We start from the raw sequence: 24080 nt of genomic DNA, 5'->3' as shown, positions 1-24080 counted from the left end.
CGTCACAACCGCGGGTCCACCGGCTCCGACTCCAGTGCCAGCACCCCGAACACCGCCTCGTGCACCCGCCACAGCGGCTCACCCTCGGCCAGACGGTCCAGTGCCTCCAGGCCGAGTGCGTACTCGCGGATCGCGAGCGAGCGCTTGTGGTTGAGGAAGCGGCCGCGCAGCCGGGTCAGGTTGTCGGGGCGGGTGTATTCCGGGCCGTAGATGATCCGGAGGTACTCGCGGCCGCGGCACTTGATGCCGGGCTGCACCAGGCGCCCCTCCTCGGTGCGCACCACCGCCCCCAGCGGCTTGACCACCATGCCCTCGCCGCCGCGGCCGGTCATCTCCAGCCACCAGTCGACGCCCGCCTGCACCGACTCGGGGTCAGCCGTGTCGACGTAGAGGCGCCGGGTGGTCTGGAGCAGACCCGTGCCGTCGTGCTCCACGAGGCGGTCCAGCAGCGCCAGTTGCTCGTCGTGCGGCAGGGACGCCAGGTTGCGGCCCTGCACGGCCAGGATCTGGAACGGGGCCAGGCGTACGCCGTCCAGGCCCTGCGTCGGCCAGCAGTAGCGCCGGTACGCCTCGGTGAACGCGGCCGCGTTCGAGGCCCGTTCCCGCTGGCGCCCCAGCAGGTCCGTGACGTCGACGCCCCGCTCCGCCGCCCCCTCCAGCGCGGCCAGCGCACCCGGGAACACCGCCCCGGACGCGGCACCGACGGCCGCGTACTGCGAGCGCAGCAGCCCCGACGCCTTCAGCGACCAGGGCATCAGCTCGGCGTCCAACAGGAGCCAGTCCGTGTCGAGTTCGGCCCACAGACCGGCCTCGGTGACCGCGGCGCGCAGCCGCCCGAGGATCTCCTCCGTCACCGACTCGTCGTCGAAGAACGGGCGGCCTGTGCGGGTGTACAGCGAGCCGGTCGGACCGTCCACGCCGAACCGCTTGCGTGCCGCTTCCGCGTCCCGGCACACCAGCGCCACCGCCCGCGAGCCCATGTGCTTCTCCTCGCACACGACCCGTGCGACCCCGTCCGCCGCGTACTGCGCGAAGGCCTCCTCCGGGTGCTCCAGATAGCCCTCGACCTGCGAGGTCGCGGTCGGAGCCATGGTCGGCGGGAGGTACGGCAGCAGTCGCGGGTCCACCGCGAAACGGCTCATGACCTCGAGGGCCGCGGCCGCGTTCTCCTCGCGGATCGCGACACGGCCCTGGTGCCGGGTCTCCACCGCACGGCGGCCGTGCACGTCCGCCAGGTCGAGCGGCCGCCCGTCAAGTCCGCCGGGTGCCTCCGACTTCAGCGGCTTCACCGGCTCGTACCAGACCTTCTCCGCCGGTACGTCGACCAGCTCCCGCTCCGGCCAGCGCAGCGCGGTGAGCTTGCCGCCGAAGACGGCGCCGGTGTCCAGGCAGATGGTGTTGTTGAGCCAGGTCGCCTCCGGGACGGGGGTGTGGCCGTAGACCACGGCCGCCCGGCCCCGGTAGTCCTCGGCCCACGGGTAGCGCACCGGCAGGCCGAACTCGTCGGTCTCCCCGGTGGTTTCGCCGTACAGCGCGTGCGAGCGGACCCGGCCCGAGGTGCGGCCGTGGTACTTCTCCGGCAGACCGGCGTGGCAGACGACCAGCTTGCCGCCGTCGAGGACGTAGTGGCTGACCAGTCCGTCGATGAACTCCCGCACCTCGGCGAGGAACTCCTCGGACGCCCCCTCCATCTGCTCGATGGTCTCGGCGAGTCCGTGGGTGTGCTGGACCTTGCGGCCCTTGAGGTGTCGGCCGTACTTGTTCTCGTGGTTGCCGGGCACGCACAGCGCGTTGCCGGACTTCACCATCGACATCACGCGGCGCAGCACACCCGGGTTGTCCGGGCCGCGGTCGACGAGGTCGCCGACGAAGACCGCGGTGCGGCCCTCGGGGTGCACCCCGTCGACGTAGCCCAACTTGCTCAGCAGCGACTCCAGTTCGGAGCCGCAGCCGTGGATGTCGCCGACGATGTCGAACGGGCCGGTGAGGTGGGTGAGGTCGTTGAAGCGCTTCTCGGTGCGGACGGTGGCGTTCTCGATGTCCTCCACGCCCCGCAGGACGTGCACCTTGCGGAACCCCTCGCGCTCCAGGTGCCGTATGGAACGGCGGAGTTCGCGGATGTGGCGCTTGATGACCCGGACCGGCATGTCCGCCCGGTCGGAGCGGGCCGCGTTGCGCTCGGCGCACACGTTCTCCGGCACGTCGAGGACGATCGCGATGGGCAGGACGTCGTACTGCCGGGCGAGCTCGATCAGCTGGCGCCGGGAGTCCGACTGCACGCTGGTCGCGTCCACGACCGTACGGCGGCCGGCGGCGAGGCGCTTGCCCGCGATGTAGTGGAGCACGTCGAAGGCGTCCTTCGTCGCGCCCTGGTCGTTCTCGTCGTCGGAGACCAGGCCGCGGCAGAAGTCCGAGGAGATGATCTCGGTGGACTTGAAGTGCCGGTGGGCGAACGTGGACTTGCCGGAGCCGGAGGCTCCGACGAGGACGACGAGGGAGAGGTCGGTGACGGGCAGCACGCGCCCCTTGGTCTGGTTCTCGGTCATGCCGCCTTCGCCTCCTTCTCGGTCTCGTCGGTCTTGACGTCGGCTGTGCTCAGTTCGAAGACGGCCATCTGGGTCGGCGGTCCGACCTCGGGGTCGTCGGGCCCGACGGGTACGAACTCAACGCCGTACCCGTGCCGTTCGGCCACCGCCCGGGCCCAGGTCCGGAACTCCTCCCGCGTCCACTCGAAGCGGTGGTCGCCGTGCCGGACATGGCCGGCCGGGAGGGTCTCCCAGCGCACGTTGTACTCGACGTTCGGGGTCGTCACGAGGACGGTCCGCGGGCGGGCGGCGCCGAAGACCGCGTACTCCAGGGCGGGCAGCCGTGGCAGGTCGAGGTGCTCGACGACCTCGCTGAGCACGGCGGCGTCGTAGCCCTTGAGGCGCTTGTCCGTGTAGGCGAGCGACCCCTGGAAGAGCTTGACGCGGGAGGCCTGCCGCTCCCCCATGCGGTCCAGCTTGAGCCGCCGGGAGGCGATGGTGAGCGCGCGCATCGACACGTCGACGCCCACGATCTCGGTGAACCGCACGTCCTTGAGCAGCGCCTGCACCAACTGGCCCTGTCCGCAGCCGAGGTCGAGCACCCGGGCGGCGCCGGACGCCTGGAGGGCGGCGAGGATGGCGTCCCGGCGCTGCACGGCGAGCGGGGTCGGCTTCTGTTCGTCCTCGGTCTCCGCCTCGACGGCGTTGTCGATCTCCTCGACCTCGCTGTCGTCGGCCTCGGCGAGCCGTACGAGCTCCAGGCGCTCCATCGCCGCGCGCGTGAGCGACCAGCGGCGCGACAGATACCGGCTGGTGATCAGCTTCTGCTCGGGGTGGTCGGGCAGCCAGCCCTCACCGGCCCGCAGCAGCTTGTCGACCTCGTCGGAGGCGACCCAGTAGTGCTTGGCGTCGTCGAGGACGGGCAGCAGGACGTAGAGGTGGCGCAGGGCTTGGGCGAGGGTCAGGGTCCGCGACTCCAGCACGAGCCGCACGTACCGCGAGTCGCCCCATTCCGGGAACTGTTCGTCCAGCGCGACCGGTTCGACGGTGACCGCCCAGCCGAGCGGCTCGAAGAGCTTCCGTACGAGGTCGGAGCCGCCGCGCGCGGGCAGCGCGGGCACCTCGATGCGCAGCGGCAGCGGCTGCGCGGCCCGCTCGGGGCGGGCGTTGCACACCCCGCGCATGGCACTGGAGAAGACCGCGCTCAGCGCGACGGCGAGCAGCGAGGACGCGGCGTAGGGCCGGTCGTTGACGTACTGCGCGAGCGCCGCGTCAGGAGCGCCACCGCGGCCCTTGCCCTTGCCGCGCCGGACCAGCGCCACCGCGTCGACCTCCAGCAACAGCGCCGCCGTGCAGCGCTCGGCGTCGGCCTCGGGGTAGAGGACGTGTGCCGTGCCGTAGGACGTGGAGAACGCCTGCGATTTCTCGGGATGCTTGTGGAGCAGGAAGCCGAGGTCGGTCGCGGGGCGTTCGGGGGTGCCGGTGGTACTGATCGTGAGGAACACGGTGGTTACACCTCTGGGATCCTTCTGAGCTGCGGCTTCTCGCCGTTCTGAGCTGCGGGGGGCCCGCTCAACGTACCTCGGGCCGCCCCGTACGTACTCTCGATTTATCGCCCGTCGGCAATGTTCGCTAGCCTCCGGTCGACCGGGCGTTCGAGGGAGGATCCACGACTGTGAGCACGATCGACACCAGCAAGCCCCATTCGGCCCGCATGTACGACTACTTCCTCGGCGGGAAGGACAACTACCCGGTCGACGTGGCGGCGGCCGAGCAGGTGACCTCGCTCTTCCCCTCCGTGAGTCAGATGGCGCGGACCAATCGCGCGTTCATGCACCGGGCCTCCCGGCTGCTGGCCGAGCGGGGCGTGCGGCAGTTCCTCGACATCGGCACCGGCATCCCGACCGAGCCGAACCTCCACCAGATCGTCCAGGCGACGGCCCCCGACGCGCGGGTGGTGTACGCGGACAACGACCCGATCGTCCTCCGGCACGCCGAGGCCCTGCTGCACAGCGCGCCGGAGGGGAAGACCGCCTACGTCCAGGCCGATGTGCGCGAACCGGGCAGGATCCTGGCGGCGGCCCGGGAGACCCTCGACTTCACTCAGCCGATCGCGCTGTCCCTGGTGGCCCTGCTGCACCTGGTCGGGGACGAGGACGAGCCGGTGCGGATCGTGCGGGAGCTGGTCGAATCCCTGGCGCCCGGCAGCTACTTGACGCTCTCGCACGCCACCGGGGACTTCGACCCGGAGACCTGGGAGCGGGTCGTGGAGGTGTACCGCAAGGGCGGTACGGCGGCCCAGGTGCGTTCGCGCGAGGAGTTCTCCGGGTTCTTCACCGGGCTGGAGCTGGTGGACCCGGGTGTCGTGCTCGCGGCCCAGTGGCATCCCGAGCTCGGCGCACGGCAGGGCGGCGAGGAGATCCCCCTGTACGTGGGGGTCGGGCACAAGTCCTGACGGGCGGACGAAAGTCCTGACGGACGATCCGGCGGACCGGGCCGTGCGGCGCGGTCCGCCGGTCGGTCGTTTTCCAGGGTTACGACAGCTGCGACTGCACCTGCGCCGAGATGAGCTCCAGGTGTTCCAGGTCGTGGAGGTCGAGGACCTGGAGGTAGATACGGCGGGAGCCGATCTCGGCGTAGCGACCGATCTTGTCGACGACCTCGGCCGGGGACCCGGCGAGGCCGTTGCTCTTCAGCTCGGGCACCTCACGGCCGATCGCGGCGGCACGACGGGCGACCTCCTGGTCGTCCTTGCCGACGCAGACCACGAGGGCGTTGGAGTACGTCAGCTCGTCGCCCTTGCGTCCGGCCTCCTCGGCGGCGGCGCGCACCCGGGCGAACTGGCGCTCGCTGTCCTCGACCGAGCCGAAGGGCATGTTGAAGTCGGTGCGATCAACTCATCCAAAGTCCCCTGCTCGGCAAGCGCCATGCGGATGTCCAGGCGCGGCAGCCTCACCGGCCCCGGCACCTGCGTGCCGGAGTAGTCGCCCAGCAACTCCACGACCTTGGCGAGATGCCCTCCCTCCACCAGTTCGACGGCCAGCATTTTCAGGTACCTGTGGTTCGTCGTCCCCAGAACCTCCTGGGGCAGCTCCGTCCAGCGCAGCGCATGACGAGCCTTGTAGAACAGGGCGTCGAGCACCATCCGGCGAGACGTCCACCGTGCCGCATCACGGGCGCCCTGGGGCGTCGGGAAGAGCGGGGAGACCCGCTCCCACTGCTCGTCGGTGAGCGGGCCGGGAATCAGCTTCCCGCTCTCGCTGAACCACTTCTCGACCACGCTGGGCCGCAGCACTCCACCAGAGGCCTGATCCTCGATGACCACCTTGACGTCGAACAGGTCAATCACGTCCCGACGCTGCCTTACAGGCAGCTCGTCCAGGCGCGGTGAGATCTGGTCGGCCAGGGCAAGGACGTCCGCCACGCGCTGTTCTTCGGTCTCGACTTCGGCCAGCCAGCCACGGACGTCGTTGAGTTCCTTTTCGAGTCCCCGTTCCTGCTGGATCAGGGTGTCCTTCAGCTCCTCGACCATCTGCGTATCCACGCTGCCGTCCTCGTCGGCAAGCTCCTCCGTGAGCGCCAGCATGGTCAGGATCTTTGACTTGCGGCTCTTGCGCTTCCTGGCAATGGCCGTCTCCAGCTCCTCGATACGCCGCCGGTAGGACTCCGAGCGCTCAGGGATGCCGCCAAGCCACTGGCCCGCCAGGACCCGGAGATTTTCCCTGTCCTTCAGGCCGATGACCACGGCGTCCCACACGAACTGCTCGACCTCTTCGGCGCGGATCTGCGAACACCCGCACTTGGCCTTGCCTCGGGTGTCGTGGCCGACAGCCCCCCTGCACTTATAGGTGGCCGCAAGGCTCTCCGTGGCGTTCTGGCCGCCGATGTATGCGTTGCCGCACTGGCCGATGATCCGCCCCGTGAGGAGGTACTCACGGTTCTCCGGGGTGTACCGGTACCGCGCCAGCCGCGCTACGGCGGTACGTACCGCACTCACGCGCGCCTCCGGGAGAACCCTCGGAAGCCTGACCTCTTGCGTCTCGCCGTTGACGAAGTTCCCCGCTTCGTCGCGCTGCGCCTCAGACAGGCCGCTTTCGGGGTCCCGGTATCGGACGAACCCCTGAATGGCATTGCCCATGAGGATCTTGCGGAGGGAGGTTGCGTTCCAGGGGGCGCCCTTGCGGGTCGGCCTGCCGAGCCGATTCAGCTCGTCGCACGTCTCGGCCAGGTTCATCCCCCGGTCGACCAGGCATTCCGCAGCAAGTTCCAGGGTGCGGGCCTCTTGTTCGTGAGCCACTGGTGTGGCGTCACGACCCTTTCCCTCCAGGGCGAAGCCGAACGGGGCGACGCCCAAGGCCCACTTGCCCTCGGCAAGCTTTGCCTCGCGCCCCGATGTGGTGCGCTCCTTGATGAGGATGTGCTCCATATCGGCCATCCAGGACAGGATGGACAACATCAGCTTGAACATGTCGTCGCTGCTGTCCAGCCGGCCGTCCGCCGTGACGACCCGCACGCCCTTCTCTGTGGTGTCGAACGTCCAGCGGTGGATGTCCTCCATCGTCCGGCCAAGGCGGTCCAGCTTGGCCACCACCACGACGTCCACAAGACCCTCGGCAACCATTTGGTTCATCCGGTCGAAGTCCGGCCGGGAACGCAGCTTCCCCGACACGCCTCCGTCTGTGAAGACCTCGACAATCTCGTGAGGAACGCTTGCGAACTTCAGGCGGACGACGCTCCGGCACATGTCTTCCTGCGTCGAGAGCCCGTAACCGTCCAGCTGCTTAACGGTGGACACTCGCAGGTAGATGGCGATACGCAGGGTTGCGCCGCGCTGCCTGGGCAGGGTTGACTTACGCATGACGGTCTCCTTGCAGACTGTCGAGACCCCAGCCGGGCCACATCCCAGCTGGGGTCATCTCGCTTTCGGGGGAACGTTAGCGGGAATCCGACGCGTCAGGCATGGGACCGAACAGAATGTGTGCGAGGCGACGACTCTCCTCCTCGGTCCACTCCCGCCGGTGGATGGTCAGCGTGCTCCCCGGTGAGGCGGGGGAGCGTAGGTCGATCGTGACCGGCTGATCTCTGGCGTGTTCCCGCAGCCACTCCCCGGCCTCCTCGGCCGGAATGGCGCTCTCGTCTTGCATGTCCACTCCCTCCCGCCCCACAAGGGCGGGGTCATGCGTTGAACTCCTCGGCCCACAGGCCGGGGCGCCAGCGCGCAATGGACTTGGTGATGTGCTCGATGTCCGGCCGTTTCTCGGGCCGGTAGAAGTCCCAGGCATCCCTGGGCTTCATGAAAGCCGGGGCGAGCATGAATCTCCCGCTCCCGGTGCCGGTTTTAGAGTCCCAAGCCAAGTGTTGGCCGGCGTCCCTCGCTTGGGTGCAGGGACGCCGTACGACGTCGGCGAAGCGCTCCTCGTCACGCAGGAGCAGCGGGGCGCGGAAAGGCCCCAGGACGACTGTCTGGACGTCTTCCTGGGGCCCAAAGCGCAGCTGGCCGACGACGGCGAGACGGTCAGATGCAGAACGCAAGGCGTCCAGCTCGTCAATGCAGAGCTGGGCGATCTCTTCAGCTGACCGACTCTCGTTCTCCGGATCTGACAGGATCTTGGTCAGGCCGGTGACCTCGCGCTGACTCACGCCTTCGGGATGCCTCCTCCCCCTTTTTCTTCCAGTCGTTGACGGCGCCGACACTGGCGCCCAGTTCCCGGGTGATCTCGTCGAACGTCAGACCGGCCTGGAACATGAGGTAGACGTCGATATAGAAGTCCTCCTCTGCTCGGTCCTTGGTCTCCTTTGCGCGGGTAAGACGCGCCCGCAGCGCGTCTCTGACCTCGTCGGACAAGACTGTCTTCTTCCGTGGTGGCACGATCCTGCGGTCCCTTCGGTCGTTCAGGCATGGCATGGCAGCTGTGGGGCCAGTGTGGAGGTCAGCTCAAGCTTTGGCCTCCACAGGTAAGACCCTTGCCGAAAACTTAACCGAATGTGGCCACGATTGACCGTGCGGGCGATCGTTGTAAGACACAGCCGATCACCGGCCCCACCACCCCCGAAACCGGGGTCTGTGGCGGGGCATCCGATGACTGCCGGTAGGCCGTAGGAGTACCCGATTCAGAGCGATTAACCAGGCGCTCCTACCCTGGGGGGTGGATTCGCTCACGGCGTACTGGCCACCCGCTTACTCCCCCTCCGTGCCTCCACGATCGCCCGGCCCCGCTCCTCCTTGGCTTTCACCCCAGAGGGTGAGCACTCGGCGACGTGATAGGACACGTCGCCCTGGCTCAGACCGCCCTCGGTGCGAGCCTGGTAGATGGTCACCAGAAGGTCGTCCTTGGCCTTCTGGACGGCGTCCGAGGCCTCCTCCAGCTTCCTGCCCCAGGCCTTCTTTGTCTGCCGAGACGCGGTCACGCAGCCTCCCTTTCCCTGTTGGCGCCGTAGCCCTCCACGAGGGGCATGACTTCGCCCGCGCGGAAGCGCAGGCCGATCGGGTTGATCACTTCGCCAGTGAGGTAGGCGTTCCAGCACTTCACGATCACGGCGTACTGCTGATCCCGCTTGGTGACCTTCGCCTGTGACACGAACCCGCCACGGAACTTGCCTCGCAGCAAGAGCCGCGGATCGGTCTCTGTGAGGTTGGCGCCGGTGCGCAGCCCCTCCAACCATGCGGGGATCGCAGCGGCGTGTTCCGTGCGGGCAGCCTGCGCGAGTACCGCCAGGTGGTGCCCGCGGGGGATGCTCGTCACCCGCCAGATGCCGTAGACCTCGGCGGCGTACCGCTCCAGCTCCGGCCACGCGCGGGCGTTGGCTACCGTCTGGGGCACGGAGACCGAGTTGAAGGACGGGGTACCGAAGCGGTCCCCGATAGCAAGGGCTGCCAGCATCTTGCTACCGGCCCCGATGTCCTTGGCGTAGGCGGTGCCGACCAGCAGGTGAGCGGCTGTGCGCCGGTGCGGCTGGTCCAGATAGGGGGCGATGTCCCGGGGCTGGTTCGGGAAGATCCAGAGATTCAGCCACGGACGGCCGTAGTGCTCGATCAGCTTCGCCGGATCGGCGTTGGCGAGAGCGGCCAGCCGGTGCTGGGCGGAGATGATGTAGCCCTCGGTGTCGAAGACGAGCCCCTCGGGCGTCGCCTCGCAGAAGTCGCCCGCCTCGATCAGGTCCTTGTACTTGCCCACCACTACGGGGGACAGGTGGCGGAGCTTGGGGTGTCCGCTCCGGTAGGAGGACCACGAAGAGGCCATCTCCGGGGACACGCCCATGACCTGTACTTCGCTCGGGAGCGGGTACGGGTCATCGGCCGGCGCCAGCTTAGTAATCCTCTGAATGATCCTTGCCATGCTGCCTCTCCTTTGTGCCGGTGGTGACGTGGAGCCCTTCCTTAAGGGCATTGATGAGCCGCGGTATCTCCTCCATCGGGATGCAGGGGCCGCTGTGCGTGGTGCGCAGAGAGAGCCCCAGCCCCACGCCGGGGATCATGACCTCTTCGACCTCAAAGAGGTCTCCGCGACCGTCCATGTACTTGTAGAGCTTCGCCATTGGCCCCCCTCCTTCGGTTGTGCGTCCCCCCGACGGGGCTCGAACCCGCGCTGGAAACCCTTTTAAGGGGGCTGCCTCTGCCAGCTGGGCTACGGGGGGATGAGTGGGCGGGGCCGGATTCGAACCGGCTTTACCCCTAAGCGGGTGATCAATCCCGTCGCCGCCCTTGACGGCCCGTTTCGCGTCACCGGTGGTGCCATACCGGCTCATGGCGGCCTCCCCAGGCCTGACGCTCTCCGCCCCACAAGGGCGGGGCATGACAAAGCCCCCTGAAACGGCGGGGTCCAGGGGGCTTCGGTCTGTGAGGGTCTAACGGTCGTAGAACGACGCATCCCATGGGGACTGGGCGGGGTCGAAGCGCCGGTTGCGCGCCTGCGCCTTTGCGTCGTTGGGGTCGTCGGTGACGTTCGGGTTGTGGCCCCACGTCTTGTAGCACTGCCTGAGCCAGGCCATGGCGTCGGCGCGCTCTCCCCACTCCAAGACGGTCTCGCCGTCCAGCGAGCAGAAGCCCCGCATGGCCATGTCGCGGATTGCGAACACTGACCCGACCTGCCGGACCTCGTAGCGGTCTTGGATTTCCGGCGGCATCACTCACCCGCCCAGTACGCGGGCAGTTCGCGGACGACAGGGCCATCAGGCACCCCGGTGCAGATCCGCAGTTCCACGACGTTACCCCCGGCGCCCACGTACACCCTGGCCACGTCCCCCACTTCGGCCTCCAGGTCCAGCCCGGCCCGCTCGCATGCGCCGAGCCATTGCCACGCCTCGCCGAAGCGGGGGAAAACCAACTCGTGCTCACCGTCCAGGGAGCAGTGAACTGGCTCCATCTTCTTCTGTAACGCGAGCGGGGACAGCTTGTGATCGAAGATGGAGAACCCGCGCTTCCTGGCGTTGACAACCACTTCGTAGCGCATCGTTCACCCCTCCTTGGTGACGACCAGGGTCAGTGCGTCACCGTGAACCCACATAGGGCACTTCCATTCGCCGACAGATGCCACGGTGGCTTCCACGGTGCTGCTCTGGAAGTCCCGGTTGGCCTGCGCAGCGCTCATGGCAACCCCTTCGGGGTCCTTGCCCAGCGCCTCGGTGATCGCCTCCATGGAGGCCTGTTGAATCTCCTGCATGGTGCCTGTAGCGAGCGGTTCCCCGCCCAAAGTTGCCTTGTACGTCATGGGCTGCCTCTCCGTAGACCATGTGTGTAGGGCACATCCTGCCCTGCTACCCCGGGGGCCGTCACTCACCCCGGGGCAGCGGGGAGTTCTAAGGGCTGTCGTCCACCGCCCGGCCGATGGACTCCAGGAAGCCTCGAATTGCCTTCCAGCCCAGCTCGCTTGTGACGATCGCGGCCATGCCGGTGTCAGTGATCTGGACCATCAGCGGGAAGGGCAGGGAGAACTTCGCTAGTTCGACCTCCGGACTGCCGTCCGAGAACTCCGGGATGTCCTCACCGTTGGCGATAGCCTCCAGCGCCGCAAGGCCACGCCTGTTGCAGTCGTCGCACACGGGTAACCCCCTCTCGGGGTGTTGACCACGGGGCCCCGAAGGGCCCCGTGGGGTTGGTCAGGCGGGCAGGGATTCGCGGTCGACCTCGAAGCCCTCCACGTTCTCTCCCCCGCCGTAGATCTGCGCCTTGTCGCCGTCCTCGTCGACTGGGCGCATGGCGTCCACGACGTCCGCGACGCGGTCCATGAACGCCTTGTCGAGCGTCGGGAGGGTCTTCTCCTCCTGGGCCGCGTGCATCAGCTCCAGCTGCGGCGCCAGAGACGCGGCAGCGTTGACGAAGTCGCTCGTCGTGAGCATGGTCGGCTTGCCGCCCTCACGCGTGATCGCGTAGCGCTTGGCGCGGCTGATCGCCTCCTTGGCGAAGGCGGGCGTGAACTCCTTGAAGCTCTCGAAGACCCGGGCGTAGTCCATGACCCGGAGCATGTCTTCCGGGACGTGCGCCTTGATCAGCTTCTCCACGCCGGACTCGTCCAGGTGGTTGATCGAGATCACGGCATCCAGCCGGCCGGGGCGGAGCATGCCCTTGTGGATGCGGTCCTTGCGGTTCGTGGTGAGGATCGCCACCACTTCGGCACCCTTGGCGCCGATGCCGTCGAAGGAGTCCAGGAGCTTGCTGACCCGGGCCGGGTCGCCAGCTTCTCCGATGACGTCGATGTCCTCGAAGAAGACCACGGCCGGGCTGTAGAGCTGGGCCGTGCGCATGGCTGCGTCCAGGTCGTCGCCGGGCTTGACGAACAGGAACGTCCAGCCGTTGGCCTGGCACTTCTGGGCCGTGAGGAACGCGGCCAGGGACTTGCCGGTGCCGTACGGGCCTTCCAGCAGGACTGCCCGCTTGAGGGACTCGCCCAGCTCCCGCATGAGGTCCGTGTGCTCGATCAGGCTCCAGACGTTCGTCTGGAGCTGCGTCAGGACGTCGTCCGAGTAGATGACCTGCTTCGGGTCGACCTTCCTGACGTCCAGGTAGGCAGGCATGATCTGGTCGCCGCCCACCAGGGCCTTGCCCCGGTAGATCGACGACGTGACCAGGTGCCTTTCGATGACCTTCCAGAGGCCCTCGACCTGCGCCTTGACGCCCCGTGGAGCCTGGATCGAAAGCTTGCCGATCATGCCCAGCTCACGATCCCGAGTGAAGCCCACTTCGATCTTTGCGTTGGGGCCCAGGATCGGAAGGGCCATCAGGTCCCACGGAACCTGTACGGACTGGCCCACGCCGGTGGCGACCTCGATGAACTGCGGGTGGTGCTCGCCGCCGAACATGTCGCGCCACGACTCGCCCATGCCGCTGGTCCCGAACACTTCCGTGAGGGCCAGCGTGAGCGCGTGCGCCACGTCGTAGGGCCGGTACTGGAACACCTTGTTGTACTCGTGCGTCTTGCTCTGCTGATCCTGCCAGCGCTCCAGAAAGGAGATCGCCTCGGGCAGCTTCCCTTCGTACTGCGCGGGAAGGACGAACTTTGCACCCTCGAAGACGAGGTCTTTCTCCGTGATCGTCTTGCCGCCCACCTGGGCGAGCAGGGCCATAGCGGCCTTGCGGACGGCTTCTTCCTGGCTCAGCTCTGTAGCTTGCTGAGTGTGTGCGTCCTGCACCATCGCCAGGAGCTGTTCCGGCGAAATCGCCTGGAACGGATTCTTGCCACCCATGAAACCAACCTCTCCGTTGACATGGGGAATTGGTGGCCCGTGCGGACCCAGGGCGGCACATCAGGGGGAGAGGCAGTGGATTCCACGGCGCCTGATGTGCAGCCTTGCGAACGCAGGGACACGTAAGAGCAGCACCTCGGACCCATCGGGGGGGTTGAGGGGTCCGAGGTGCTGCGGGCGGCCCCAAGGGGGGCTTGGGCCGCCTACCGGCGCCTGGTGGGAGCCAGGGGCGCCGGAGCTTGGGTCAGCCGCTGTCCGGCACGTCAAGGGGGTGCCACCCCGGGGGGTAGGCGCCCCGGGCGTTGCCTTCCTTGCGTGCCAGGTACTCAGGCGAGTAGATCGCCCCTTCGCCGGAGGCGGGAGGTATCGGCCGCTGGTTCAGCGGCAGTTGCCACGCCGCCACCGTCTCCGCCTCGCACTCTTGACACACACTTACTCCCCCTTCCTGGCGAGCGGGGCGAGTTCCAGCACGAGCGTCCATGCGTCGCTCTCGTAGTTGCTCTCGATGTCGTCAAGGCGCCCCAGGTTCGTGACGCCCTCCGTGTTCACGGCGTGGTCATGGACGAGGGTTGCGGCGCGCTCAACGAGCGCTTCCAGCCGGGCCAGGCGCTCGATCTGTGCCGGGGTGACGCCGGTGACCGTGAGTTCGTGGATCGCCTGCACGTAGTCAGTCGGCTCCAAGTCGCTCTCGCCGTACATCAGGTGATCGTTGAGCGTGCTCGCCACGTCACCGGCCATGGCCTTCGTGTGGCCCTCTACGGTGGTCGGGCTGGGCGTGCCTTCGGAGTCCTCCGGCGCCGCGTCGTACGTGATCGTGCCAGCAAACTGCACGGTCACCTTCTGGTTCTCACTCATCATCTGCCGCCTCTCCATGGGCAGTTGGACACCTCGGCTAGATGGCACTCCAGCCGGGGCGTGGCCTGTCAGGCCAAAAGACCAGGCATCCCGCGGGGGGATGCGGGATGCCTGGCGATTTGGGGTGACAGGGTCAGTCGCCGCTGTACGCCTTGACGGTGGCCTCTTTCTGGCCCTCCAGAGCCTCGGAGAGCAGCCACCCGGCATGGCCCTCACAGGCCAGCGTCTGTGCGCCATCCTCGGCCGTGAGGACGAGCGCGGGTCGCTCGTAACAGCCCTTGTCCTCGGCCCTCCAGGAGGCGGCGCAGTCAGCCAGGTGCGGCATGGTCACATCCTCCCCGTGAAGATGTACGCGCCGAAGAGCGCGTTCGAGCCGTAGACCACCACGACCACACACGGGTCACCGGCCGGTGTCCGGAAGTCGTAGCGGTGCACGGGCAGGCCGGTCACGAAGTGCACGCCAACCGCCTGGCAAGCCTGGTCCGCTGTCTGCGGATACTCCTGCGGCTTCTCGCCGACCAGGACGAGATAAGTGATCTCCTTGAAGGCCATGATCACTCGCCCTCCGTCTTCGGGTTCGTGCCAACCTCGGCCAGCAGGCCACGCGTCGTGGCCTGTCTGAGACTCTCGGCGTAGACCCACAGGGCGTCCACCAGTCCCTCGTACTCGATGAACTGCGGCGTGTTCGGCCACTCGTAGGAGTACAGGACTGCCGTCCGCTCCGGCAGGTCGTCGTCCCCCTGCTGTAGCAGCGAGACGCGGTCGCCGTCCGTCGTCGTGTACCAGCTACGCATGGTCCACTCGGTCCCTGCGCTGCGAGGCTTGTCGTTGTCCGCCATGGTCACTCGCCCCAAACCGGGTGTACGTCGCTGTCCGGCAGGCGGAAGTACTGCCCGAGGCCTGCCGAGAACACGACCCATGGCGTGCCGTCGTCGTCCCCCTGGGGGCCGAACGTGACGGACGTGTTGGTGCGCGTCTCCCGGATCTCTGCGCCTGCCTCACGGGCCTTGAAGAGCCGTTCACGGGGCGTCAGCCCCTTGAGGGCGTACTCCGTTTCGAACCGGTTGGACTGCATGACCGCTGCTCCACCCCGGAGGGCCGAGACCTTGAGGACGTAGGACACGGACTCGATCATCTCGTCCGTGAGCTCCGTCGCGTACTTGCCCGACCTGAGCTCCATCGCGCTCTCCAGCACAGTGCGCAGATTGTGCATGCGCTCCGTCTGGTAGTCGTTCGGCTCCGTGAGACGCATGAGGGTCGCGTACTGGCCTGCGGTCAGCTCAACGTCAGTGAGCTGCTCCACGGTGACCGCTCTCGTGCCCTTGTCCTCGATCTTGGTACTGTCGCTCATGGCGCTGCCTGCCTCTCCAGATGGGTTGCGCCGACCAGCGCGGGCCCGGATGGCACTCCGGGCCCGCGCGCTCTTGTCCGTAAGAGCAAGGAAGCGGCCCCCCCCTCACAGCAGGGGGCCGCTCGTCTAACTCCGGCGGATGATCAGGAGCTACTGCCCTGCCACCAGAACGGCTTGTAGTCGTACTCGGGCCTGAGATGGCTCAGGAGCCATGCCCAGACCAGCGGGCGCCGGAACAGGTACCGGCGCTCTTCGGGGTCGTTGTAGCGGTACACGTAGACGAGACGCATCAGGCCGCAACCTCTTGCGTCGTGTACGCAGCTTCCATTTCCCGGATGCGCTGCACGCACTGCCGGAAGTCCTCTTCGTCCGCCACTCGGCGGGATACGAAGGTCACGACCCTGGGGGCGTCCGGAAGGAAGTGTTCGGGGCGCCGCTCCGTGATGACGCGAGTCGTGCCGTCATCCATCACGGCCACGTGCATGCGCTCAAGCGCAACGGACGCGCCGAGGACGAACGTATGGCGCCTGACAACCTTCGCCAGGATGACCTTGTCCGTGTTGAGGTCCTTCATGATCACTGCCTCTCCAGTGGTGATCACGTGGCGTCCGTCCCGGGTGGCACCCCGGGGTGGACGTGCTCTCATCCGTAAGAGCAAGAGGGCCCGCACAGCGTGCGGACCCCGTTGCTGCGGCGGATGATCAGCCCTTGAAGAGCGTCATCGCGTGACGCTCGCCGTGGAGGTACGAGCCGCACCCTTCGCACTGTGAGCGGCTGAAGGTGTTCGTCTCGCAGTCGCACTCGCCGCGCCACTCCCGCTCGATGCGGTTCTGGCAGTCTTCCGCGTGCTCGTCCCATGCCAGACCCATGGCCGCGTGTTGCGGGCCCTCGATGCGGTTCAGAGGCTCTTCGTCGTGCCCCTCATGGCATCCGCCACACTCGCCGTTGGCGTGGTGCAGCATGCAGTCCATGCAGACCCAGATGGTCCCAAGCAACTCGGGACCGCTCTTCTTCTCAGTCATGATCAGCCTCTCCAAGTGATCATGTGGTGCATGCCTCCGGGGTGGCACCCCCGGCGACACGTGCTCTGGTTCCTGTAAGAGCAAGGGGACGGTCCTGATGGCACTCAGGACCGCCCGATACTCCGGCAGGTCAGTCGTTCCACGCGTCCGAGATGGACGTCATGCAGCGCAGACAGCGGACCGAGTGGCCCATGAAGCGCCACCCGAGCTGCTTGTCCGTGCGGTGCTCCAAGGGAGGCACCGTGCCGATGTAGCCGTTGACGCTGATCTCGTGGTCCTGGTGAGGCTCAAGTGCCTCCCGGACCATGGCCAGACGCTCGTCCGTCGCGTACAGGTGCGCCCTTTCCATGGCTCAGACCTCCTGCACGGTCACGGAAGGCTTGTCGGCCACTGTGTATGTCCAGTCACGCCACAAGTCGGGGGACTGCGCAATGAGTTCCGCCATGCGCCTGCACGCGTCTTCGCGCGTCTCTGCCCACGTGAACGTGTGGTGCACCTGCCCCTTGCCGTTGGTGAGCGTTGCGCCCCAACGGGTGCGGCACTCGCCCTGCTCAGTGACGCAGCGACGTTCCTTGTGCTTGCTCAGTTCAACGCTCATGATCACGCCTCCCAAGAGCGGTACTCGGCACGGTGGACGTAGACCGTCCGTGCCCAGCAACCGTTCGCGTGGAAGACGTCGATACGGGTCAGGTTCTGCCCGTACATGATTTCGTACTTCATGATCAGCCTCTCCGTTGATCATCTGACTCATCAAGCGGGCAGGGTGCAACAACGCGTTCCCCCTGCCCGCATGACGAGTGACAGCACATCGGCCCACCAGCCTGTCTGTCTCTCGCGGGCCCGTAGCGGTCCGATGCACCGGCAGTTGTCAGCTTCGAATGCCCCTTGCCCCTTGCGGGGTGCGGGGAGTTCCGTTAGGTCTCCGCTCCGTTCCTGCCGCGCACACCGGGCCTAGGGCCCTTACGCGGTCACAGTGCTGGGGCCTTGATGGTCGTCGCGTCTAGGTGACGCCCGGAGCTTCCTGTGGGGGGCTATGCCCTCACCCCACGCTCGACGGGCCACCTGTGGTGCTCGCTCGCATCGCTGCTCTCCGCAGCACTGTCCAGGGATGTTCCGGCCTCCCTGGCCGCCTTTTCCGGGACTCCCTGACCTCCCGGCCAGATCCACCCCATTACGCCTACTCAGCCTCCCGGCTGTGCCTGGCGTGTTCGCCCGGGGATGCCTCACGGCATGCCCTGCGTCCGAGTTCTCAAGTGGCCGGGTTGATCCGGCCTCGGTCCCTGTCCCGCTTTGGCCGCTTGCGCGTCCTCCCCGGGTAGGAGTGCAGACACTGCCATTGCTCGGTTTTCCGAGTCAAGCCCTTGCACGAAATTCCTTCCAAGATCTTTTCTGTGGGCCTTCCACCTGCACTCATAAGGGTTGCCTGAGCTAGGCAAGATCTTTCTTCGGGGGTGCTGACGCTCGCCTTTCCGTAAGCGGAGCGTGATCAAGGGGCATGTGAAGGGAATGTGAAGAGGTGGCCGATACCCTCCGGCGCACGCCCGGAGCGCACGTAGCACACGGGGTGCGATTCGCATAAATGCAGGTGAGGCGGTGACATCGGCATATGCCGCTGCGGTTACCAGGGGAAACCGGTCAGTCAACCTGTGGTGTAAAACCCGTCACAATGCGTGACGCGTGGAGGTTTGAGTGACGGAAGCGGAATGCAGCACTGCGAGTACTGCCGGTGACCAGGGCGAACAGGCATGCATGAACGGGAGTTCATGCAAGCGGCCAGAGCTGGGCAGGGGGCGCACACGCAGGTGTGCGCACGTACGCACACGCGTACGCGTGGAGCTGTGCTCCGGCCCCTGGGCATCCGGCCGGAGCACACGCATGCATGCACGCAGCTGTGCCCCGAAGGGGCACGCATGGTGCACCCACCAGGGTGCACAGCAGGGCCCTTGTCTATGTGCCCTGGTGGGCACAGCTATGCATGTGAGAGGCACGAGGAGCAGCGCGTGAGCGATGCGGACGAGTGTCCGCCTCGGCTGATCGGGGGCCTAAGAGCCCCCTCCTGTGCCTCAAGAGGCACCATCTGTCCCGTTTTCACACCCCTTTGACCCCGGGGTGTTAAAACGCCTCAGGCCCCCGATCCCTGGTCTCCGCCCAGGTCTCTGTGGCCAACTCCCCAGGGCTGGGCCGCCTTGTCTGGCGGCCGGCTGGGCCTTTCGAGGCCCGGCGGCGGCGCTTGGCGCCGCATATGCAGAAGGGCCCCGGGAGGGGCCCTGAGCTGGGCTGACGCCCTGGCGGGCGTCTGCTGTAAGCGAGAGCGGGAGGGGCTTTTCCCTGCCGGTCGAGCTTCGCTGGGTCGAGCTTAGCTGGCGTGATCATGGGAAAGTCAAGACGGATCGGCGCGTCGTCTTTGTGTTTTCCTCCAAACTTTTCGAGCCCCCCTCTTGGTTGAATTCTGAACTGCTAGCAGAAAGGTGCTAGCAGGCTTTAGCCTCCCGCCCCGGACGGGCCCCTCGGGGGCCCCAGAGGCGGGGAGGTGGCAGTGGCTCGCCTGACGGTGAACAAGGACGGCAAGCTGGCGAACAACTCCCCCAGGGACCGCCGGATCTCCAAGGCCTCCTCGAAGGACCGCAAGCAGATCATCTTGGCGACCGTGCGCATGGGGCACACGATCGCCGAGGGCTGCCGTCAGGCCGGCGTGGTGCGCAAGACGCACGAGTACTACCGCCGCTCCGATGCGGACTACCGGGATCTGATCGACCGGGCGCTTCAGTCGCAGATCGAGAAGGCGCGCGACGGGGTCCCGGACGTCCCGGACTTCCCGGCCTTCTGCGAGCGGTACTTGGACACCAAGCTCTTCTGGCACCACTTGCAGTGGTTCGACCTGCTGGAGGGCAAAGAGCCGCGGGACCTGCACCCGCGCCAGCGGTACGTGAAGGGCGACGAGGACCAGATCCTGGTCAACACCCCGCCGGAGCACGCCAAGTCCACGACGCTGACCGTGAACTATGTGGTTTGGAGGATCGTCCAAGACCCCAACGTCCGCATCCTGCTGATCTCCAAGACACAGGACATGGCGAAGAAGTTCCTCCTGAGCATCAAGGAGCGCTTGGCCGAGTCCGAGGCGTACTTGGACCTTCAGCAGGCCTTCGGCCCGCCGGGGGGCTTCTCGGAAGGCTCCGCCTCCTGGACCGCCGACCGGATCTACGTTGCCGGGCGCACGGCGGGTGAAAAAGACCCAACTGTCCAAGCTGTAGGCATTGGTGGGCATATCTACGGGTCTCGCTGTGATCTCGCGATCATGGACGACTGCGTGGACCACACGAACCACCAGAACTTCGAGAAGCAGATCACCTGGATTCAGAACCAGGTCGGTTCCCGTGTGGCCGACGCTGGCGGCCGGATGCTCCTGATCGGCACCCGCATGGAGACGGTGGATCTGTACTCGGAGATCCTCAAGCCCCAGTACTACGCGGAGGGCACCTCTCCCTGGACGTACCTCACGCAGCCGGCCGTCCTCTCCTTCGCCGAGGACCCCGAGGACTGGGTGACCCTCTGGCCGCGGACCAACCGCCCGCCGGTGACCATCGCCGCGCGCAAGCTCGTCACGCAGGACGAGAACGGCCTTTGGCCGATGTGGGATGGCAAGGCGCTGGCGAAGAAGCGCCGGAAGATGTCGCCGCGCAACTGGAGCATGGTCTACATGCAAGACCAAGTCGCCGATGACGCGGTCTTCAAGATGGAAGACGTACAGGGATGCGTCGACCGGGCCCGGTATCCGGGCCGCCTGATGGACGGCCAGTCCGACCACCGCCGCTACGGGATGGATGGCCTCCTCGTCGTGGCAGGCCTGGACCCGGCGGCGGCCGGGTGCACGGCCATGGTGGTGGTCGGGGTGGACCGCCGCACCGGTGTGCGGTGGGTGCTGGACGTGGTGAACCGCCGGGGGATGCCGCCGCACGAGATGCGTTCGGAGATCGAGCGGCTCACGGAGCGGTACGGGATATCTGAGTGGCGGGTCGAGAAGAACGCCTATCAGGCCAGCATCACGCAGGACCAGTTGATCCGTACGTTCCTCTCCGCCCGCGGCTGTCTGATCACGCCGCACCACACGAACAGCAACAAGTGGGACGCCGACTTCGGCGTGGCGAGCATGGCGCCGCTCTTCGAGGGCTGGCGCACCGACCAGAACCTGATCCGGCTGCCGAGCCAGACGCAGAGCGAGAGCGTGCGCGCGCTGATCGAACAGCTCTGCTCATGGTTCCCGGAGACCAAGGGCCTGACCGACTGCGTCATGGCCCTGTGGTTCGCAGAGATCCGGGCGCGAGAGCTGATGGTCAGTGACTTCTCCGGCTGGCACGTCGCCAACAACGAGTTCACCTCTGAGCGGGACGCAGCCGGCCAGATGGTCGTGGACGTCGACTTCGCCTTGCAGCAGCAGGGCTCGGGCGCCTGGAACGGCGCCCTGACGTGGTGAGGGAGTAGGCATGGCACCGCCGCTGAGCGCAGACAAGCTGGTGGAGGCCCTCAAGGCCGAGGGCGTGAAGGTCGTGGGGCATCCGGGGTGGCGGGACAACAACCGCAACCACAAGGGTGCTTGGGGGCCGGTGAACGGCACGATGATCCACCACACGGGGCCGTACAGCACCGAAGCCGGGATCTTGGAGTACTGCTTTGACGGCAGCACTCCCCTGCCGGGGCCGTTGGCCACGGGCGTGATCGGCAAGACGGGCACCGTCTACCTGATCGGCAACGGCCGTGCGAACCATGCTGGTGGTGGAGACGCGCGGGTTCTCGCCGCGGTCACGGAAGAGGACTACGGGGCCGCCCCGCCTGCGCCGCGCTACGGCCAGGGGGACGCTGACGCAGTCGACGGCAACAGCCACTTCTACGGGTGGGAGTGCGTCAACTCCGGTTCAGGCAACGAGAGTTGGCCGAAGGCTCAGTACGTGGCCATGGTCAAGGCCCAGGCTGCGATCTGCCGCGCCCACGGCTGGGGCGCCAAGAGCGTGATCGCCCACCGGGAGTGGTCGAACCAGAAGATCGACCCTCGCGGGATCGACATGGCGGGCTTCCGGGCTGACGTGGCCGCGTGCCTGGCCAAGCCGGCCGGGAAGTGGACGGGGTCGGTGACTCCCCCGCCGCTGACGGTGGAGCAGCGTCTTGCTCGCCTCGAAGCGAAGGTTTTCGGGTAGTTCTGCCTTAGATTGTTAGGTCAGGGAGGTGTCATGGCAGATATAGCCAGGATCGCTGCACGCGTGGAGGCGCTCCGCCGCGACGCCCAGGAGCGGGACGCGCGGCATCAGACGGTCTTCGACGCGCGTGCGCAGAAGATCGACAGCATTGCGCCGGGCTCGATGCCGGACGCGTGGCCGCGCCCGATCACGGCCAACGTCCTGGACACCTCCGCCCGCCAGCTGGCAGAGAACCTGGCGCCGCTGCCGTCCCTGAACTGCGCGCCGGGCGTGGTAACCAGCGAGCGCGGCAAGCGCTTCGTCGCACGCAAGACGAAGATCGCTTACAGCTACGTGCTGGACTCTGGCCTCAAGCGGCAGATGCCGACCGGCTGTGACTGGTACCTGACCTACGGCGCCATGCCGATCGTCGTGGAGCCGGACTTCGAGAACGGCCGTCCGCGCCTGCGCATCGACAACCCCATGAAGCACTACGCGCAGACCGACTTGAGCGGCAAGGTCATCAGCTACACCAAGGTCTGGCGCGAGGGCGCCCGCCAGCTCGCCGCCAAGTTCCCCGAGTTCTCGGACGCCATCCTGGGCAAGAACCAGCCCTTCGGCGGCGGGCAGCACGTCACCGGGGACACGGAACTTGAGCTGGTCAAGTACTGCGACAAGACCTCGTACGTGCTCTACATGCCGGAGCGCAAGAACCTGGTCCTGATGGAGACCGAGAACCGCTTCGGCAAGGTTCCCGTCGCCGTCGCCAGGAAGCCCACGTGGGACGACCAGGACCGCGGGCAGTTCGATGACGTGGTGTGGCCGATGCTGGCCCGCAACCGCGTGGCGATGCTCGGCCTCCAGGCCACACAGCAGACCGTCCGGGCCCCGCTTGCCATCCCGACCGACGTGCAGAAGATCCCCTTCGGGGATGACGCGGTCATCCGCACCAACTCGCCGGAGAAGATCCGCCGCGTCGGCACGGACATGCCGCAGGCCGCCTGGCAGCAGGATGCGCTTCTGGCCGCGGAGGTCATGAAGGGCACCCGCACCCCGGCCAGTGCGACCGGTGACGTGGACGCCTCGATCATCACCGGCCGCGGAGTCGATGCCCTCAACGGGGGCTACGACATTCAGGTGGCCACGGGTCAGCTCATCATCGGCGACGCGCTGGAGCGTGCCCTTGAGCTGGCCTTCGAGATGGACGAGAAGTACTGGCCGGACGCAAAGAAGTCCATCTCTGGCGTCATCAATGGCACGCCCTTCGAGGAGACCTACACCCCCTCCAAGGACATCAAGGGCAACTATCGCGTCAGCGTGAGCTACGGCTTCGCGTCGGGGATGAACCCGAACCAGGCGCTGATCTTCCTTCTCCAGCTCCGCGGCGACCAGCTGGTGAGCCGGGACTTCGTGCAGCGCCAGCTGCCGATGGATGTGGATGTGGCCTCGCTCCAGGCCGAGGTGGACAAGGAGCAGACGACAGACGCCCTCAAGCAGGGAGTCTTTTCCCTGCTCAGCTCCATGGGGATCATGGCCCAACAGGGCATGGACCCGACGATGATCCTGATGCAGGCCGCGAAGCTGATCGAGCTTCGTGAGCGCATGCCCATGCACGAGGCCATCTTGAAGGCCTTCCAGCCGGAGCCCCAGCCGGAGCCGGCCGGTGCTCCCCCGGGGGCCCCGCCAGGCGCGTCTGGCCCTGGGGCCGACGCCGGGGTCCCCTTCGGCATGAACCCGTCCACCGGTATGCCGGGCGGCATCGCCCCGGGCCAGGCCCAGATGGGCCCCGGCGGCAAGCCCGACGTCATGAGCCTGCTCGCCGGGCTCACCAGTAGCGGACGGCCTACGGCATCCGCATCCGTGAAGAGGAGCGTTCCGGCATGAGCTGCCCGACGTGTGGCCGCGAGGCCGAGAACAACCACCAGGGGCATTGGCTCGGGTGCGAAGAGGCGGTGCGCGACCACGCGCGGAACCTCGTCGAGCCCGACTTCGCGGGCTCGCTGTGCGAGCACGACGGGTGCTCGGAGCCGAAGGCCTCAAAGGGCCCTCGCGCCAAGTGGTGCGAGACGCACAAGGACCCCAAGAACAGGGAGAACTGATGACTGACGGATTCGGCGGCGACCCGTACCACGAGGGCGGGAGCAAGCCCATGGAGCACCTCAAGGGCGGCATGGAGCAGCCCAACACTCAGCAGCCGATGCAGGGTGAGAACAGCGGCGACACGGACGGCAACACCGTGACGCCGAACGTCGTGGGCTGGAACACCACCAGCCTGGGCACCAAGCCTGCGCCGACTGGCAGCAACGACAAGAACAAGGCTCACTAAGCCGTGGCCCGCGGCGGATATCGACAGCCGGGCAGCCCGGCCCCCGTCAGCGGGCCGGGTGCGCTGTCCAAGCGCACTGACGGCGGGCCCTCGCAGCCCATCCGTACACCCTCGGGCGGTGCGTACGGGGAGCGCCAGGAGCTGGATCAGCTC

At 67.1% G+C, this 24080-nt stretch carries 29 protein-coding genes, 1 tRNA gene and 1 pseudogene; 6 read left to right on the top strand and 25 right to left on the bottom strand.

Annotated elements, in window-relative coordinates; all coding sequences use genetic code 11:
* Nucleotides 1-2 precede the first annotated feature (2 nt).
* Nucleotides 3-2546 carry a polynucleotide kinase-phosphatase gene (locus OG381_RS34565; RefSeq protein ID WP_327719917.1) on the bottom strand — a complete coding sequence of 848 codons (2544 nt, stop codon included), beginning with the start codon at nucleotides 2544-2546 and terminating at the stop codon, nucleotides 3-5.
* Nucleotides 2543-4030: a 3' terminal RNA ribose 2'-O-methyltransferase Hen1 gene (locus OG381_RS34560; protein ID WP_327719916.1), complete on the bottom strand. Its 1488-nt coding sequence runs from the start codon at nucleotides 4028-4030 to the stop codon at nucleotides 2543-2545. Before OG381_RS34560 ends, OG381_RS34565 begins: the two co-directional genes overlap by 4 nt.
* A gap of 170 nt (nucleotides 4031-4200) precedes the next feature.
* On the opposite strand from OG381_RS34560, the gene OG381_RS34555 reads away from it, so the two are divergent.
* The gene (locus OG381_RS34555) at nucleotides 4201-4980 is read left to right on the top strand and encodes an SAM-dependent methyltransferase (RefSeq protein ID WP_327719915.1); all 780 of its coding nucleotides are present in this window, start codon (nucleotides 4201-4203) and stop codon (nucleotides 4978-4980) included.
* A 79-nt stretch (nucleotides 4981-5059) separates the two neighbouring features.
* Here the strand turns inward: OG381_RS34555 and OG381_RS34550 are convergent.
* From OG381_RS34550 to OG381_RS34440, 23 genes and pseudogenes are all read right to left on the bottom strand, one after another.
* Nucleotides 5060-5410 (bottom strand): annotated as a pseudogene (locus OG381_RS34550) (LLM class F420-dependent oxidoreductase); the annotation flags it as partial.
* On the bottom strand, nucleotides 5311-7383 hold the full coding sequence (locus tag OG381_RS34545) for a recombinase family protein (RefSeq protein WP_327719914.1): 2073 nt from the start codon (nucleotides 7381-7383) through the stop codon (nucleotides 5311-5313). The gene OG381_RS34545 and the pseudogene OG381_RS34550, both read right to left, overlap by 100 nt.
* A gap of 317 nt (nucleotides 7384-7700) precedes the next feature.
* Nucleotides 7701-8165 (bottom strand): hypothetical protein, encoded by a 465-nt coding sequence (locus OG381_RS34540; protein WP_327719913.1) that lies wholly within the window; start codon nucleotides 8163-8165, stop codon nucleotides 7701-7703.
* Nucleotides 8095-8370, bottom strand: a complete 276-nt coding sequence (locus OG381_RS34535) for a hypothetical protein (RefSeq protein ID WP_327719912.1) — start codon at nucleotides 8368-8370, stop codon at nucleotides 8095-8097. The genes OG381_RS34540 and OG381_RS34535 overlap by 71 nt, the downstream gene beginning before the upstream one ends.
* Before the next feature lie 311 nt (nucleotides 8371-8681).
* Complete coding sequence (locus tag OG381_RS34530; RefSeq protein WP_327719911.1) at nucleotides 8682-8933, bottom strand: hypothetical protein; 252 nt, start codon at nucleotides 8931-8933, stop codon at nucleotides 8682-8684.
* Nucleotides 8930-9862 (bottom strand): hypothetical protein, encoded by a 933-nt coding sequence (locus tag OG381_RS34525; protein WP_327719910.1) that lies wholly within the window; start codon nucleotides 9860-9862, stop codon nucleotides 8930-8932. The genes OG381_RS34530 and OG381_RS34525 overlap by 4 nt, the downstream gene beginning before the upstream one ends.
* Nucleotides 9834-10061 (bottom strand): hypothetical protein, encoded by a 228-nt coding sequence (locus OG381_RS34520; RefSeq protein ID WP_327719909.1) that lies wholly within the window; start codon nucleotides 10059-10061, stop codon nucleotides 9834-9836. The genes OG381_RS34525 and OG381_RS34520 overlap by 29 nt, the downstream gene beginning before the upstream one ends.
* Before the next feature lie 24 nt (nucleotides 10062-10085).
* A tRNA-OTHER gene (locus OG381_RS34515) sits at nucleotides 10086-10160 on the bottom strand.
* A 210-nt stretch (nucleotides 10161-10370) separates the two neighbouring features.
* Nucleotides 10371-10601 (bottom strand): hypothetical protein, encoded by a 231-nt coding sequence (locus tag OG381_RS34510; protein WP_327719908.1) that lies wholly within the window; start codon nucleotides 10599-10601, stop codon nucleotides 10371-10373.
* Nucleotides 10602-10648: 47 nt separating this feature from the next.
* A complete protein-coding gene (locus tag OG381_RS34505) occupies nucleotides 10649-10975 on the bottom strand; it encodes a hypothetical protein (RefSeq protein ID WP_327719906.1) in 327 nt (108 codons plus the stop codon).
* Between the two features lie 3 nt (nucleotides 10976-10978).
* The gene (locus tag OG381_RS34500) at nucleotides 10979-11233 is read right to left on the bottom strand and encodes a hypothetical protein (protein WP_327719905.1); all 255 of its coding nucleotides are present in this window, start codon (nucleotides 11231-11233) and stop codon (nucleotides 10979-10981) included.
* A gap of 88 nt (nucleotides 11234-11321) precedes the next feature.
* Complete coding sequence (locus OG381_RS34495) at nucleotides 11322-11564, bottom strand: hypothetical protein (RefSeq protein WP_327719904.1); 243 nt, start codon at nucleotides 11562-11564, stop codon at nucleotides 11322-11324.
* 57 nt (nucleotides 11565-11621) lie between these two features.
* Nucleotides 11622-13205 (bottom strand): ATP-binding protein, encoded by a 1584-nt coding sequence (locus OG381_RS34490; RefSeq protein WP_327719903.1) that lies wholly within the window; start codon nucleotides 13203-13205, stop codon nucleotides 11622-11624.
* A gap of 432 nt (nucleotides 13206-13637) precedes the next feature.
* Entirely contained in the window at nucleotides 13638-14060 is a 423-nt protein-coding gene (locus OG381_RS34485; protein WP_327719902.1) for a hypothetical protein, read from the bottom strand.
* Between the two features lie 133 nt (nucleotides 14061-14193).
* Nucleotides 14194-14385 (bottom strand): hypothetical protein, encoded by a 192-nt coding sequence (locus tag OG381_RS34480; protein WP_327719901.1) that lies wholly within the window; start codon nucleotides 14383-14385, stop codon nucleotides 14194-14196.
* Nucleotides 14386-14387: 2 nt separating this feature from the next.
* Nucleotides 14388-14612, bottom strand: coding sequence for a hypothetical protein (locus OG381_RS34475; protein WP_327719900.1), 225 nt, complete (start codon nucleotides 14610-14612; stop codon nucleotides 14388-14390).
* 2 nt (nucleotides 14613-14614) lie between these two features.
* The gene (locus tag OG381_RS34470; RefSeq protein ID WP_327719899.1) at nucleotides 14615-14854 is read right to left on the bottom strand and encodes a hypothetical protein; all 240 of its coding nucleotides are present in this window, start codon (nucleotides 14852-14854) and stop codon (nucleotides 14615-14617) included.
* Nucleotides 14855-14901: 47 nt separating this feature from the next.
* A complete protein-coding gene (locus tag OG381_RS34465) occupies nucleotides 14902-15411 on the bottom strand; it encodes a hypothetical protein (protein WP_327719898.1) in 510 nt (169 codons plus the stop codon).
* A gap of 143 nt (nucleotides 15412-15554) precedes the next feature.
* Entirely contained in the window at nucleotides 15555-15701 is a 147-nt protein-coding gene (locus tag OG381_RS34460) for a hypothetical protein (protein WP_327719897.1), read from the bottom strand.
* Nucleotides 15701-15985 carry a hypothetical protein gene (locus OG381_RS34455; protein ID WP_327719895.1) on the bottom strand — a complete coding sequence of 95 codons (285 nt, stop codon included), beginning with the start codon at nucleotides 15983-15985 and terminating at the stop codon, nucleotides 15701-15703. Before OG381_RS34455 ends, OG381_RS34460 begins: the two co-directional genes overlap by 1 nt.
* Before the next feature lie 127 nt (nucleotides 15986-16112).
* Nucleotides 16113-16433: a hypothetical protein gene (locus tag OG381_RS34450; protein ID WP_327719894.1), complete on the bottom strand. Its 321-nt coding sequence runs from the start codon at nucleotides 16431-16433 to the stop codon at nucleotides 16113-16115.
* 130 nt (nucleotides 16434-16563) lie between these two features.
* Nucleotides 16564-16782 carry a hypothetical protein gene (locus OG381_RS34445; protein WP_327719893.1) on the bottom strand — a complete coding sequence of 73 codons (219 nt, stop codon included), beginning with the start codon at nucleotides 16780-16782 and terminating at the stop codon, nucleotides 16564-16566.
* Nucleotides 16783-16785: 3 nt separating this feature from the next.
* Nucleotides 16786-17031, bottom strand: coding sequence for a hypothetical protein (locus OG381_RS34440; protein WP_327719892.1), 246 nt, complete (start codon nucleotides 17029-17031; stop codon nucleotides 16786-16788).
* A 1938-nt stretch (nucleotides 17032-18969) separates the two neighbouring features.
* Here OG381_RS34440 and OG381_RS34435 point away from each other — a divergent pair.
* The 5 genes from OG381_RS34435 to OG381_RS34415 are packed head-to-tail and all read left to right on the top strand — an operon-like array spanning nucleotide 18970 to nucleotide 23927.
* The gene (locus tag OG381_RS34435; RefSeq protein ID WP_327719891.1) at nucleotides 18970-20904 is read left to right on the top strand and encodes a phage terminase large subunit family protein; all 1935 of its coding nucleotides are present in this window, start codon (nucleotides 18970-18972) and stop codon (nucleotides 20902-20904) included.
* A 10-nt stretch (nucleotides 20905-20914) separates the two neighbouring features.
* Nucleotides 20915-21622 carry a peptidoglycan recognition protein family protein gene (locus tag OG381_RS34430; RefSeq protein WP_443061956.1) on the top strand — a complete coding sequence of 236 codons (708 nt, stop codon included), beginning with the start codon at nucleotides 20915-20917 and terminating at the stop codon, nucleotides 21620-21622.
* Between the two features lie 33 nt (nucleotides 21623-21655).
* A complete protein-coding gene (locus OG381_RS34425; protein ID WP_327719890.1) occupies nucleotides 21656-23485 on the top strand; it encodes a hypothetical protein in 1830 nt (609 codons plus the stop codon).
* Nucleotides 23482-23700, top strand: a complete 219-nt coding sequence (locus OG381_RS34420) for a hypothetical protein (RefSeq protein ID WP_327719889.1) — start codon at nucleotides 23482-23484, stop codon at nucleotides 23698-23700. Before OG381_RS34425 ends, OG381_RS34420 begins: the two co-directional genes overlap by 4 nt.
* Entirely contained in the window at nucleotides 23700-23927 is a 228-nt protein-coding gene (locus OG381_RS34415; RefSeq protein ID WP_327719888.1) for a hypothetical protein, read from the top strand. Before OG381_RS34420 ends, OG381_RS34415 begins: the two co-directional genes overlap by 1 nt.
* Nucleotides 23928-24080 lie beyond the last annotated feature (153 nt).

It is taken from the genome of Streptomyces sp. NBC_00490 (assembly GCF_036013645.1).
Taxonomy (GTDB): domain Bacteria; phylum Actinomycetota; class Actinomycetes; order Streptomycetales; family Streptomycetaceae; genus Streptomyces; species Streptomyces canus_F.
Note: the sequence above shows the minus strand (reverse complement) of the source record. Positions and strands in the feature narration are given on the sequence as shown.